The organism is Oerskovia douganii (assembly GCF_015142735.1).
Taxonomy (GTDB): Bacteria; Actinomycetota; Actinomycetes; order Actinomycetales; family Cellulomonadaceae; genus Oerskovia; species Oerskovia douganii.
The window spans coordinates 25010-37623 of record NZ_JACSPN010000020.1 but is presented as its reverse complement, the minus strand read 5'-3'; the positions used below and the strand labels follow the sequence as shown (position 1 = coordinate 37623).

Below are 12614 nucleotides of genomic sequence, written 5' to 3'. Positions count from 1 at the left end.
CTAAGGTAATGAGTTAAGGTAAAGAGATGCCTGCTGCGGAACCGATCACGTCCTCGTCCCCCACGAAGGCGCAGTGTCGGCCCGCGACCCTCGGTGGTGACCTGCGCGTCGCCCTGACCCGCGTCTCGCGCGCGCTGCGCTCGCGGCGCGGAGGAGCTGACCTTCCCGAGGGACAGTTCGGGGTCCTGACCGTGCTCCACAAGCACGGCGGCATGACCCCCGGCGCGCTCGCCACGCATGAGCGCATCCGGCCGCCCTCCATGACGCGCACCGTGAACGCGCTCGTCGAGCTCGGCCTGGTCCACAAGGTCGAGCACCCCACGGACGGGCGCCAGGTCGTCGTCGCGCTGACCGACGCCGGCGTGCTCGAGGTCAAGGAGACCCGACGCCGCCGCGACGCGTGGCTCACCCAGCAGCTGACCGCCCTGACCCCGGAGGAAAGAGAGACCTTGGCCCGCGCCAGTGACCTGTTGACCCGGATCGCCGCCCGATGAGCGCGACGTTCTCCTCGCTCAAGTACTACAACTACCGCCTGTGGTTCGGCTCCGCGCTCGTCGCGAACGTCGGGACCTGGATGCAGCGCATCGCGCAGGACTGGCTCGTCCTGACCGTCCTGACCGCGAACTCCGGCGTCGCCGTCGGCGTCATCACGGCCCTGCAGTTCGCGCCGGTCCTCGCGCTGTCCGCGTGGGCGGGCGTCCTCGCGGACCGCCTCCCGCGCCGCAAGATGCTCATGGCGACCCAGGGGGCCTCGGGGCTGCTCGCGCTCGGGCTCGGCGCCCTGGTGCTCTCGGGGCACGTCGAGCTGTGGCACGTGTACGGGTTCGCGCTCGCGCTCGGCTGCGTGTCCGCGCTCGACGGACCCGTGCGCCAGACGTTCGTCGCCGAGATGGTGCCCAGCGACAAGCTCTCCAACGCCGTGGGCCTCAACAGCGCGTCGTTCAACGCCGCGAGGCTCATCGGCCCCGGCGTCGCGGGCCTGCTCATCGCCGCCGTGGGCACCGGCTGGGTCTTCATCATCAACGGCATCAGCTTCGGGGCGACGATCTTCGCGCTGTCCCGCATGCGGACCCGGGAGATGCACCGGCTGCCGAGCGCCTCGCGCGAGAAGGGGCAGATCCGCGAGGGCATCCGCTACGTGCGCGGCCGCTCCGACATCATCGTCATCATGGTCGTGCTGAGCGTCGTGTCGACGTTCGGGCTCAACTTCCAGCTCACGTCCGCCATGATGGCGCGCGTCGAGTTCGGGATGGGCGCGGGCGAGTACGGCATGCTCGGGTCGATCCTCGCGATCGGCTCCCTGACCGGTGCGCTCATGGCGGCGCGCCGCGAGCGGCCGCGCGTGCGGCTCGTGATCGGGTCGGCGTTCGGGTTCGCGGTCGCGACCGGCGTCATGGCGCTCATGCCCAGCTACACGACGTTCGCGCTCGCGTGCATCCCGGTCGGTTTCATGTCGCTGACCATGATGACCGCGGCCAACACGACCATCCAGATGACGACCGACCCCGTCATGCGCGGGCGCGTCATGTCGCTCTACATGATCGTGTTCCTGGGCGCGACGCCCGTGGGTGCGCCCATCGTCGGCTGGATCGCCGAGGCGTACGGTCCGCGCTGGGCGATCGGGATCGGGTCCATCACGGCCCTGCTGGTCTCCGTGGGCGCCGCGATCTGGGCCATGCGGAACTGGAAGTTCACGGTCTCCTACCGCGTGACCCAGCGCCCGCACCTCCTGGTCACCTACCCCGCGGGCGGCGCCGCGCGGCGCGCCAGCCGCAGCGACACGCGTGAGCGGCTCGGCGTCGAGGACGCGCAGGAGGTCGCCGAGGCGGCGTGACCCCGCTCGGCCGTGAGCCCGGCGGCACCGCTCGGCGGTCCGGGCGGTCGCGGCGAGCAGGTGCGTGAAACGGACGTGGCCCGTCCCGGTCCTCCCGGGGCGGGCCACGTCTGCGTCGCGGTGACTCAGGCCAGGGCGTCGACCACGAAGTCGATGCTGCGCGTGAGCAGCTCGACGTCCGTGGGCTCGATCGCGGGGAACATCCCGATGCGCAGCTGGTTGCGCCCCAGCTTGCGGTAGGGGAAGACGTCGAGGATTCCGTTGGCGCGCAGGGCCGCGATGACCTGGGTCGCGTCGATCGACTCGTCCAGGTCGATCGTCCCGACGACGGTGGACCGGTCCTCGGGGCGCGTCACGAACGGCGTGGCCCACTCGCGCGCCCCGGCCCAGGAGTACAGGGTCTCGGCGGACGTCGCCGAGCGGGCGCTCGACCAGGCGAGGCCGCCCTGCTCGTTGAGCCAGTCGACCTGCTCGGCGAACGTCACGAGCGTCGTGACCGCGGGCGTGTTGAGGGTCTGGTCCTGACGCGAGTTCGTCAGGGCCGCCTGGAGCGAGAGGAACTCGGGGACCCAGCGGTCGCCGGACTCGATCTCCTCGACGCGCGCGACGGCGTCGGGGGACAGGATCGCGACCCACAGCCCGCCGTCGGACCCGAAGACCTTCTGCGGCGCGAAGTAGTAGACGTCCGTCTCCGCGAGGTCGACCGGCAGGGCGCCCGCGCCCGACGTCGCGTCGACGAGCGTCAGCGCCCCCTGCTCGCGCGAGCCCGGGACCCGGCGGACCGGGGCCATGGCGCCCGTCGAGGTCTCGTTGTGGGGCCACGCGTAGACGTCGACGCCGTCCGCGAGCCGCGGCACCGCGACCGACCCCGGGGGAGCGGTGACGACCTGCGACGGCTCGAGGAAGGGCGCCCGCGTGGTCGCGGTCGCGAACTTGGCGCCGAACTCGCCGAACGCAGCGTGCTGGGCGCGCTCGCGCACCAGGCACAGCGTCGCGACGTCCCAGAACGCCGACGCGCCGCCGTTGCCCAGGACGACCTCGTAGCCCTCGGGGGCGTCGAACAGGTCGGCGAGCCCCGAGCGGATGCGGCGCACCAGGGACTTGACCGGGGCCTGGCGGTGGGAGGTCCCCAGGAGGGACGTGCCCGCCTCGGTCAGTGCGCGGACCTGGGCCTCGCGGACCTTGGAGGGGCCGCAGCCGAAGCGGCCGTCGCTGGGCAGGAGGTGCGGGGGGACGGTGATCTGGGTGGGCTCAGGCACAGGGCCACGATAGTCCGGCGTGGCGCACGCACCGGCAGGCGTCCACAATGTCGGTGGCTCGGACCTAAACTAGTGGTCAGCGGCCCGCCGGTGCGGCAGGTGCCCCCGAGCCCCCAAGCGACAGGAGCGCGACGTGACCGACCTGATCGACACCACCGAGATGTATCTGAAGACCATCTACGAGCTCGACGAAGAGGGGATCGTCCCTCTGCGCGCGCGCATCGCGGAGCGTCTCGGCCATTCGGGTCCCACCGTCTCCCAGACCGTGGCGCGCATGGAGCGTGACGGTCTGGTCGTCGTGACGGGGGACCGTCACCTCGAGCTCACCCCCGACGGCCACGCGAAGGCGCAGCGCGTCATGCGCAAGCACCGCCTCGCGGAGCGCCTGCTGACGGACGTCATCAAGCTCGACTGGGAGTTCGTGCACGTCGAGGCCTGCCGCTGGGAGCACGTCATGAGCGAGCTCGTCGAGAAGCGCCTCATCGGCCTGCTCGACCACCCGCACTACGACCCCTACGGCAACCCCATCCCCGGGCTCTCGGAGCTGGGTGAGGACATCCAGGAGATCGAGTACCTCGACGGCGTGGTGTCCCTGCCGGCGTTCGTGGCCGCCCAGGACCGTGCGGGGCGCGCTCCTGGTGAGCTGCGCGTCGTCGTCCAGCGCATCGCGGAGCCGCTCCAGACGGACACGGACCTCCTCGTGCGTCTCGCGGCTGCGGGGATCCTGCCTCGCCAGGAGGTCGTGGTCACGCCGGAGGCCGGGGCGTTCACGGTGTCCGCGACGGGCGCGGAGACGGTCCTCGACCTGCCCGACGACGTCGCTCGCCACATCTTCGTCTCGGCGCCCTGAGCGCAGCGCACGACGGCTCCCACCGCCCTGCGCCCTCCCGGGGGCGCGGGGCGGCGTGCTGTCCGGGTCGGTCGGGGGTCAGCCGCGCGGCGGCCCCGCAGGGGCTCCCGGGCGGCGGTCTTGTGGTGCTTCGTCCCGCTCTGCCCGGCCCTTCCGGAACGTCGTGACGGGAACGTGACATTCACCCCCGGGTCGTGTACGTTCGGTTCTGCTTCACGGAAGACTCATTCGTCGGAGCCCTCGCGCGGAACGCCTAACCCTGTCACCGCGAGAGGAACACCACGACCCGCTGACAGGGACGGGGGACCCAAATTCGGGTACCGGCAACGGTGCCCTTGGGGTGAAGCCTGAAGGACCTCGGTCCTGACGGCCGGGTGATTCTCCCACCCGAACCCGACAGCTGACCTCGCAGGCGTCCAGGAGAGGTATCCAGTGAACGCAGTGACGAACGGCGCACGCCATCGTGCAGCACGACGCCCGCTTTCCACCCTTGCTTCGGCGGCGACGGCTTCCTCCGTCGGCCGCCGCACCGCTGTCGTCGCTGCCTCGTCGGGACTCATCGTCTCGATGCTGGGCGGCACCGCTGCCACCGCAGCCCCCGTCGAGCAGGACTCGACCAAGCTCAACACCGTCGACCTGAACGCCCTCACGACGCAGGCTCGCGCGGCGCTCGAGTCCGCTCCGGCCGTCACGGTCGCCGCCGAGGCCGGCTTCGCGATCGAGAGCGCGGCCGTCGCCGTGACCCCGGCTCCGGAGCCCGTGGTCGAGCGCGTCGTCGAGACCCGCGCCACCACGACCCCGTCGCGCTCCAGCGAGCGCACGGCCACCGCTGCGGCCAGCACGGCCACGACCGAGAAGAAGGCTGCCGTCGAGGTCCCGGCCTCCGCCGCCGGCTCCTCGATCGTCTCGATCGCCACCCGCTACGTGGGCGTCCCGTACGTCTACGGCGGCACCTCGCCCGACGGCTTCGACTGCTCGGGCTTCACCCAGTACGTGTTCGCGCAGGCCGGCATCAGCCTGCCTCGCACGTCGAGCGGCCAGGGCAACGTGGGCACCAAGGTGTCGCGTGCCGACGCTCAGCCCGGTGACCTCATCTGGACCCCCGGCCACATCTCGATCTACGCCGGTGACGGCATGCAGATCGACGCGCCGCGTCCCGGCAAGACCATCCAGGTCCGTCAGATCTGGCAGTCGAACCCGACGTTCATCCGCGTCGCCTGAGACCACCCGCGGTCCTCCGAGGCCGCGCGGGAGTGATCTCCGCAGTCCACCAGAGCCCCGTCCTCCCGCCTCGTGCGGGGTGGCGGGGCTCTGTCGTACCCGGTGGGACCCCGCCCTGCCCGGGCTGGGTCGGGGTGGTGAGCGGCAGGGGCGGGGCGGCGGCCCCAGGCCTCCGGGACGGTCGCGACGCGCGGTCGATCGAACCCCGGCACCACAGTGGACTTTGCCTGTTCTTTCGATAGGTTTGTCTCAGGATGGACGTTTGCCCTCGGAAGGAGACGGAACCATGACCCGTGCGGAGATCGTGCTCGTCGGCGTCGACGGATCGGCCCCCAGCCTGCACGCGCTGGACTGGGCTGCTGCGTACGCCCGCCAGGTCGGTTGGCCCCTGCACGTCGTGTGCTCGTACTCGCTCCCCTCCTTCACCGCGGCCTCGCTCGACGGCGGCTACGCCGCTCTCGACGACACCGCCATCCAGGAGGGCGCCAAGGCCGTCCTGGCAGAGGCCACCCAGCGCGCAGAGGCCGCAGGCGTGAGGACCACCGCGGCGATCGCGACCGGCGACGCGGCCGGCGTCCTCGTCGAGCTCTCGAAGGACTACGGCCTGGTCGTGGTCGGCACGAGGGGGCGCGGTGGGTTCACCGAACGGCTCCTCGGGACCGTGTCCTCGGCGCTCCCCGCGCACTCCCGGTGCCCCACCGTCGTCGTGCCGTTGAAGTCGGGGACGGACGAGGCAGGCGACCTGCCGACCGTCGCCCCGCTCAAGCGCATCGTCGTCGGCGTCGACGGGTCGCCCTCGGCGGACATCGCCCTGCGGCACGCGATCAAGCAGGCGCGGGCGTGGAAGGCCGAGCTCGTGGCCGTCGCCGGGGTCCCCGTGGGGGCCGGTGCGGGGCTGCTCGCCTGGTTGCCCGCCTCGATCGACCACCAGCAGGTCCTGGACGACATCACCGAGGGGCTCAACGTCATCGTGGACCGGCACGAGGCCGAGAACCCCGACGTCAGCATCAAGCGCATCGTCCTGGACGGGACCGGCGCGGAGCTCCTCACCGAGTTCTCGACGGCCTCGGACCTGATCGTCGTGGGCTCGCGCGGGCGCGGCGGCTTCACCGGGCTGCTGCTCGGTTCGACGAGCCAGGCCGTGCTGCACCACTCGGCCTGCCCGGTCATGGTCGTGACCAAGCGCTGCGAGGACGAGAAGGTCCCGGCCGCCGGTGACGGGGCGTCGGCGAGCTGAGAGCCGTCCACGGCAGCGTCAGGACGAGCGCGACCGCGGGGTCGCGCCCGTCCTGAGGCACCGGCGAGCAGCGCTCAGTTGCGCGTCCGGTACAGGTGCATGGTGATCGGCGCGAAGATCGCGGTCAGGACCACGGAGGCGAGCAGGACCCAGCCGATCTGGTCGAACGTCGCCGTGCCGGCCATGAGCGCCCGGACCGCGGTCGCGAGGTGGCTCACGGGGTTGACCTCGACCCACGCCTTGAGCACCGCGGGCATGGTGTCCGGGTCCACGAAGATGTTCGACGCGAACGTCAGCGGCATGAGGATCAGCATCGAGACCCCCATGACCGCGTTGGGCGTGCGCATCACGAGGCCCAGGATCGTGAAGATCCAGCTGATCGCGAACGCGAAGACCAGCAGCAGGACGACCGCCAGGAGCACCCCGACGACCCCGCCCTCGGGCCTGAACCCGATCGCGAGCCCCAGGCCCACCGTGATGACCGAGGCGATCGTGTAGCGGACGGTGTCGCCCAGGAGCGCGCCCACGATGGGGGCCGGCCGCCAGATCGGCAGCGACCGGAACCGGTCGAACACCCCCTTGGTGATGTCCGTGTTGAGCGTGAACCCCGTGTAGACCGTGATGATCAGGACCGTCTGCACCAGGATGCCGGGCAGCAGGTACTGGAGATACGTCTCCGGGTCCCCGGCGATCGCCCCGCCGAACAGGTACGTGAACATGAGCGTGAAGATGATCGGCGTCAGGGTCACGTCGAAGAGCTGCTCCGGCACGTGCTTGATCTTGAGCAGCGCCCGCCACGCGAACGTCAGGGTGTTCGCGAGCGGAGAGGGTCGTGTCGGGTGCTGGTCCATCGAGATCGCCGCCCGGAGGGCCTGCGCCTCCGGGGTCGTGATGACCTCGGTCTGTGTCGCGGCCATCAGGCCACCTCCCCGTCGATCGTGCTGCTGGGTTCGCCGCGCGCCCCGGGGGCGCTGCCGCGGGCAGCGCGCCGTCCCCGGCGCGTGGACCGGTCGCCCCCGTCGCCGTCGCCGCCGGCCGGGCGGCTCTCGCCGTCCTCGTCGCCCTCGTCGACCGGCTGGCCCGTGAGGGCGAGGAAGACCTCGTCGAGGCTCGGCTGCCCCAGCGTGAACTCGGGCACCGTGATCCCGGCGTCCGCGAGGGCCGGCAGGACCTGCGCCGCGAGGTCGGCGCCGTCGTCGGGCACGCGCGCGGAGAACGCGTACGGGTCCGCCGCGAGCACGACCTCCGCCCCGAGCGTGCGCTCGACGATCTCCGCGGCCCGGGGGCGGTCTCCGGAGGCCGCGAGCCGCAGGCTCACCGACCCCGCACCGACCGAGCGCTTGAGCTCGGTCGCGGTGCCCTCGGCGATGACCTTGCCGTGGTCGATCACGGCGATGCGGTCCGCGAGCTGGTCGGCCTCCTCGAGGTACTGGGTGGTGAGCAGGACCGTCGCGCCGTCGGCCACGAGGACCCGGATGATGTCCCACACCTGGTTGCGGCTGCGGGGGTCGAGCCCTGTGGTCGGCTCGTCGAGGAACAGGACGCGAGGGCTCATGACGAGGCTCGCCGCGAGGTCGATGCGGCGGCGCATGCCGCCCGAGTACGTCTTGACGGGACGGTTCGCGGCCTCGGCGATCCCGAACGCCTCCATGAGGATCCCGAACGCCTCCATGAGGTCGAGGGCGCGGCGCTTGGCGGCGAAGGTCGTGAAGCCGTACAGGCGGGCGATCACGATCAGGTTCTCGGCGCCCGTGAGGTCCTCGTCGACCGACGCGTACTGGCCTGTGAGGCCCACGAGCGAGCGGACCGCGTCGGGCTGGGCCAGGACGTCGTGCCCCAGGACGCGGGCCGTGCCGGCGTCGGGGCGCAGGAGGGTCGTGAGCATGCGGACGGCCGTCGTCTTGCCCGCGCCGTTGGGGCCGAGGACCCCGTAGACCGTGCCGGTCGGGACGACCAGGTCGATCCCGTCGACGGCGCGGGTCTCCTTGAAGTGCTTCACGAGGCCGTGGGCCTCGATCGCGAGATCTGGTGGGCTGGTCATGCGTGCTCCCTTCAGGGGTGGTGCACGGGTCTGTCCAGTTCCGACCGCGGGAGGAGCGAGAACTCATCGGTGCCCCGGGCGGCCGGGTCCTTGGTCGCGTCGGCCCGTCCTGCCACGTCCTGTCGCGACCGGGCGACCCTGTCCACCAGGCGACCGAGCCGACGGGGGCGGGCGCCGCAGCGACCGAGACCTCCATCATGCGACGACGGGCGGCCGCAGACCAGGGGTCCGCGGCCGCCCGTCGGGTACGGCGATGTGCAGGCGGGCGTCAGGCAGCCGCCTTCTCGGCTGCCGCGAGGAGCACGCACGTCGCGACGCCGTCGATCGCGACGCGGACCTCGTCGAGAGGGGGCAGCGTCGGGGCCAGGCGGATGTTGGCGTCACGAGGGTCCTTGCCGTACGGGAACGTGGCGCCCGCGGGCGTCAGGGCGATCCCGGCCTCCTTGGCGAGCTGGACGACGCGCGACGCGGTGCCGGGCACGACGTCGAGCGACACGAAGTACCCGCCACGCGGCGAGGTCCAGGAGACGCCGGGCTCCGCGCCCAGGCGCTCGCGCAGGATCGTGTCCACGGCCTCGAACTTGGGCGCGATGATGTCGCGGTGCTTGCGCATGTGGGCGCGCACCCCGTCGGCGTCGCCGAAGAACTGGGCGTGGCGGAGCTGGTTGACCTTGTCCGGGCCGATCGCCTGCGCCGCGAGGTGCTTCTTGTACCAGGCGACGTTGGTGGGGGAGGCGCCCAGGAAGGAGACGCCCGCCCCGGCGAACGTGATCTTGGAGGTCGACGCGTAGAGCAGCACCCGGTCCGGGTTGCCGGCCTCCGCGGCCAGGGCGAGCGCGGGCGCGGACTCGGTCTCGACGTCCGTGAGGTGGTGCACCGCGTACGCGTTGTCCCACATGATGCGGAAGTCGGGGGCCGCGGTGGGCATCGAGACGAGGCGCTGGGCGACCTCGTGCGAGACCACGGACCCGTCCGGGTTGGCGTAGGTCGGCACGACCCACATGCCCTTGATGGTCGGGTCGTCCGCGACGAGAGCGGCGACGGCCTCCGCGTCGGGCCCGTCGGCCGTCATGGGGACGGTCACCATCTCGATGCCGAACGCCTCGCACAGCGCGAAGTGACGGTCGTACCCCGGGACGGGGCACACGAACCGCACCTTCTCCTCGCGCGACCAGGGACGCGGCGAGCCGGGCACGCCGAACAGCATCGCGAACGCGAGCGTGTCGTGCATGAGCGTGAGGCTCGAGTTGCCGCCTGCGAGGAGCTGGTCCACGGGGACGTCGAGCAGCTCGGCGAAGATGCGACGGAGCTGCGGCAGGCCGTCGAGCCCGCCGTAGTTGCGCACGTCGGTGCCGTTCTCGTCGGTGACCGTTCCTGCGCCCGGCAGTGCCAGGAGGGCGTCGGAGAGGTCGAGCTGCTCGGCGGACGGCTTGCCGCGGGTCAGGTCGAGCTTCAGGCCGAGGGACTGCAGGTCGGCGTAGGCCTGCTGCCACTCGGCGAGGCGGGTGGAGGTGTCGGAGGCAGGAGTGGTCACCCTCCGGACTCTACCGATCTGCGGCGAGCTGCGTCAGTGCGTCACGCAGAGCGGCCATCCCGAGGTCGAGGTCTGGACGGTCGATCACCAGCGGGGGAGCGAGCCGGATGGTCGAGCCGTGGGTGTCCTTGGCCAGGACGCCGCGCGCGAGCAGCGCCTCGCACAGGTCGCGGCCCGTCCCGCGGGCGGGGTCGAGGTCGATCCCGGCCCACAGCCCCACGCCTCGTACGCCCGTCAGCAGCCCCTCGTCGACCAGGCGTGCGAGCCGGGCGTGCAGGTGCGTCCCCAGGTCGCGGGCGCGCGCCTGGTGCTCGCCCGTCTCGAGGAGCCCGACGACCGCGAGCCCGACGGCGCACGCGAGCGGGTTGCCGCCGAACGTCGACCCGTGCGTCCCGGGCGTCAGGACCCCCAGGACGTCGCTGCTCCCCACGACCGCAGAGACGGGCACGACACCCCCGCCCAGGGCCTTGCCGAGCGTCACGAGGTCCGGCTTCACGTCCCACAGCTCGCACGCGAGCGTGGTCCCGGTGCGGCCCAGGCCGGACTGGATCTCGTCCGCGACCAGCAGGACCCCGCGTTCGTCGCACACGCGGCGCAGCGCGGGCCAGTAGTCGTCCGGGGGGACGACGACGCCCGACTCTCCCTGGACGGGCTCCATGAGGACGGCGACCGTGGTCTCGTCGATCGCGTCCGCGACGGCCTGCGCGTCGCCGTAGGGCACGAGGCGGAAGCCGGGGGTGAACGGGTCGTACCCGTCGCGCGCGTCGGGGTCGTCGGAGAACGACACGATGGTCGTGGTGCGGCCGTGGAAGTTCCCGTGCCCGACGACGATGCTCGCCCGCCCGGCCGGCACGCCCTTGACCTCGTAGCCCCACTTGCGGGCGATCTTGATCGCGGTCTCGACCGCCTCGGCGCCCGTGTTCATGGGGACCATCATCGGGACCGCACCCGGCCCTCCGTCCTGCACGAGGGGCCCGACGAGCTGCGTCAGGCGGTCCGCGAAGGGGTGCAGCAGGTCGTGGTCGAACGCGCGCGAGGTCAGGGTCACGCGCCCGAGCTGCTCGGTCGCGGCGTCGATCAGCGCGGGGTGGCGGTGCCCGAAGTTCAGGGCCGAGTACCCGGCGAGCAGGTCGAGGTAGCGTCGACCGTCGACGTCGGTGACCCAGGCACCTTCACCGGTCGCGACGGTCACGGGCAGCGGGTGGTAGTTGTGCGCGAGCGAGCCCGGGTGCGCACCGCCCGACGGCGTCGCTCCCGTCGCGCGGTCCGGTGCGGCGGGCGCGGCGCTGCCCGTCGTGGTCGCGGCGGCCGGGACGGCCTGGCTCTGCGCGCTCATGACCGGATCTCCAGCGTGCAGCACTTGGCGCCGCCGCCGCCGCGCAGCAGCTCGGACGTGTCGACCGCGATCGTCTCGTAGCCCCGCTCGGCGAGGGCGCCCGCGAAGTGGGTCGCGGCCGGGGTGTGGACCACGTGCCGCCCGTCGCTCACGGCGTTGAGCCCGAGCACCAGGGCGTCGTCCTCGGTCGCGTGGTGCGCGTCGGGGAACCTCTCGGCCAGGACCTCCTGGGAGGCGGGCGAGAAGGCGGGCGGGTAGTAGGCCAGGTCGAGCGGCACCTGGGCGGCGGGGGCGGGCGCGAGGTGCGGGGCCTCGGGTGGGGGAGCGGCGCCGTCGGGCAGGGGGGCGAGGAACGGCGGCGGTGCGCCGCCGGGCGCCAGGCGCGGCGCGCCCTCGCTGCCGCGCAGCACCACGAGCGCGGTGTCGAGGTGGTAGAAGCGCGGGTCGACGAGCTCGAGCGTGACGACCTCGCGGCCCCAGAGGTTCGCGGCCTCCTGGTGCGCGCTGCGCTCGGTGCGGAACCCCGTGCCGGCCAGCACGACGTCGCCCGCGACGAGCAGGTCGCCCTCGCCCTCGTTGACGTGGTCGGCCGAGTGGGTCACGTAGCCGCGGTCGGCGAACCACTTGAGGTAGGCGGGGCCCTCGGGGGCGCGCTCGGGGTGGCGGAAGAGCGCGGAGTAGACCAGGCCGTCGACCACGGTCGCGCCGTTGGCCGCGTAGACCATGTCCGGCAGGCCGGGCTCGGGGGCGATCTGCTCGACGCGGTGCCCGAGGTCGAGGTACACGTCGCGCAGGCGCTCCCACTGGGAGACGGCGAGCGCGGTGTCGACGGGTCGGGCGCGGTCCATCCACGGGTTGATCTCGTAGCTGACCGTGAAGTACGTGGGGCGGCACATGAGGTAGTGCCGGGGGACCCGCGTGGGTCCCGGTGTGCTGGTCGTCATCTGCGCCTCTGTCGGGTCTCGGTGGGCGTGGGACGTGCGACGGTGCGGGGTCGTGCGTCGTTGCACGGGTGCTGCTGACTGCCGGTCCCGGGCGGTGCGAGCGCCGCCTGGGCCTTCCCGTCACTGTACGACCTGGACGGTGTCTCGTGGCGGGCGAACCGGGTGGGGGGCGGGTCCCGCAACCTGATCGAGATCGGGGGTTGACTATCGATACGTCAACGATATATCTTTAACTCATCGACGCGGCAGACGGACGGACGGACCGCACCGCGCCGAGGACCCGGACGCCAGGCCGAGGACCCGTCGGAGAACCGACGAGAACCCACCGGCACCCGCCTCCCGAGCCCGAATGCTCGGA

11 protein-coding genes and 1 riboswitch are annotated in these 12614 nt (G+C 72.3%); of the genes, 5 read left to right on the top strand and 6 right to left on the bottom strand.

Annotated elements, in window-relative coordinates:
• Window positions 1-26: 26 nt before the first annotated feature.
• Window positions 27-494 carry a MarR family winged helix-turn-helix transcriptional regulator gene (locus H9623_RS14435; RefSeq protein WP_193720733.1) on the top strand — a complete coding sequence of 156 codons (468 nt, stop codon included), beginning with the start codon at window positions 27-29 and terminating at the stop codon, window positions 492-494.
• Window positions 491-1834 (top strand): MFS transporter, encoded by a 1344-nt coding sequence (locus tag H9623_RS14430; protein WP_193720732.1) that lies wholly within the window; start codon window positions 491-493, stop codon window positions 1832-1834. Before H9623_RS14435 ends, H9623_RS14430 begins: the two co-directional genes overlap by 4 nt.
• Window positions 1835-1959: 125 nt before the next feature.
• On the opposite strand, the gene serC is transcribed toward H9623_RS14430, so the two are convergent.
• A complete protein-coding gene (gene serC, locus H9623_RS14425; protein WP_321575457.1) occupies window positions 1960-3093 on the bottom strand; it encodes a phosphoserine transaminase in 1134 nt (377 codons plus the stop codon).
• A 133-nt stretch (window positions 3094-3226) separates the two neighbouring features.
• Here serC and H9623_RS14420 point away from each other — a divergent pair, with 133 nt between their 5' ends.
• From H9623_RS14420 to H9623_RS14410, 3 genes are all read left to right on the top strand, one after another.
• The gene (locus H9623_RS14420) at window positions 3227-3943 is read left to right on the top strand and encodes a metal-dependent transcriptional regulator (protein WP_193720731.1); all 717 of its coding nucleotides are present in this window, start codon (window positions 3227-3229) and stop codon (window positions 3941-3943) included.
• Between the two features lie 267 nt (window positions 3944-4210).
• Window positions 4211-4373: riboswitch (cyclic di-AMP (ydaO/yuaA leader) on the top strand.
• A gap of 2 nt (window positions 4374-4375) precedes the next feature.
• The gene (locus H9623_RS14415) at window positions 4376-5164 is read left to right on the top strand and encodes a C40 family peptidase (RefSeq protein WP_193720730.1); all 789 of its coding nucleotides are present in this window, start codon (window positions 4376-4378) and stop codon (window positions 5162-5164) included.
• Window positions 5165-5450: 286 nt separating this feature from the next.
• Window positions 5451-6401 carry a universal stress protein gene (locus H9623_RS14410; protein WP_193720729.1) on the top strand — a complete coding sequence of 317 codons (951 nt, stop codon included), beginning with the start codon at window positions 5451-5453 and terminating at the stop codon, window positions 6399-6401.
• Between the two features lie 74 nt (window positions 6402-6475).
• On the opposite strand, the gene H9623_RS14405 is transcribed toward H9623_RS14410, so the two are convergent.
• The 5 genes from H9623_RS14405 to H9623_RS14385 all read right to left on the bottom strand — a co-directional run bounded on the left by H9623_RS14405 (window position 6476) and on the right by H9623_RS14385 (window position 12256).
• Window positions 6476-7318, bottom strand: coding sequence for an ABC transporter permease (locus H9623_RS14405; RefSeq protein ID WP_193720728.1), 843 nt, complete (start codon window positions 7316-7318; stop codon window positions 6476-6478).
• Entirely contained in the window at window positions 7318-8442 is a 1125-nt protein-coding gene (locus H9623_RS14400) for an ATP-binding cassette domain-containing protein (protein WP_193720727.1), read from the bottom strand. Before H9623_RS14400 ends, H9623_RS14405 begins: the two co-directional genes overlap by 1 nt.
• 268 nt (window positions 8443-8710) lie before the next feature.
• On the bottom strand, window positions 8711-9976 hold the full coding sequence (locus tag H9623_RS14395; protein WP_193720726.1) for an aminotransferase class I/II-fold pyridoxal phosphate-dependent enzyme: 1266 nt from the start codon (window positions 9974-9976) through the stop codon (window positions 8711-8713).
• A 10-nt stretch (window positions 9977-9986) separates the two neighbouring features.
• Window positions 9987-11312 carry an ornithine--oxo-acid transaminase gene (rocD, locus tag H9623_RS14390; protein ID WP_193720725.1) on the bottom strand — a complete coding sequence of 442 codons (1326 nt, stop codon included), beginning with the start codon at window positions 11310-11312 and terminating at the stop codon, window positions 9987-9989.
• Window positions 11309-12256: a dimethylarginine dimethylaminohydrolase family protein gene (locus H9623_RS14385; RefSeq protein WP_193720724.1), complete on the bottom strand. Its 948-nt coding sequence runs from the start codon at window positions 12254-12256 to the stop codon at window positions 11309-11311. Before H9623_RS14385 ends, rocD begins: the two co-directional genes overlap by 4 nt.
• Between the last annotated feature and the right edge of the window lie 358 nt (window positions 12257-12614).

What these genes read in the sequence shown, in the direction of transcription:
- H9623_RS14435 (WP_193720733.1), top strand. Translation starts at nt 27, where the DNA reads ATGCCTGCTGCGGAACCGATCACGTCCTCGTCCCCCACGAAGGCGCAG.
- H9623_RS14430 (WP_193720732.1), top strand. Translation starts at nt 491, where the DNA reads ATGAGCGCGACGTTCTCCTCGCTCAAGTACTACAACTACCGCCTGTGG.
- H9623_RS14410 (WP_193720729.1), top strand. Translation starts at nt 5,451, where the DNA reads ATGACCCGTGCGGAGATCGTGCTCGTCGGCGTCGACGGATCGGCCCCC.
- H9623_RS14405 (WP_193720728.1), bottom strand. Translation starts at nt 7,318, where the DNA reads ATGGCCGCGACACAGACCGAGGTCATCACGACCCCGGAGGCGCAGGCC.
- H9623_RS14400 (WP_193720727.1), bottom strand. Translation starts at nt 8,442, where the DNA reads ATGACCAGCCCACCAGATCTCGCGATCGAGGCCCACGGCCTCGTGAAG.
- rocD (WP_193720725.1), bottom strand. Translation starts at nt 11,312, where the DNA reads ATGAGCGCGCAGAGCCAGGCCGTCCCGGCCGCCGCGACCACGACGGGC.
- H9623_RS14385 (WP_193720724.1), bottom strand. Translation starts at nt 12,256, where the DNA reads ATGACGACCAGCACACCGGGACCCACGCGGGTCCCCCGGCACTACCTC.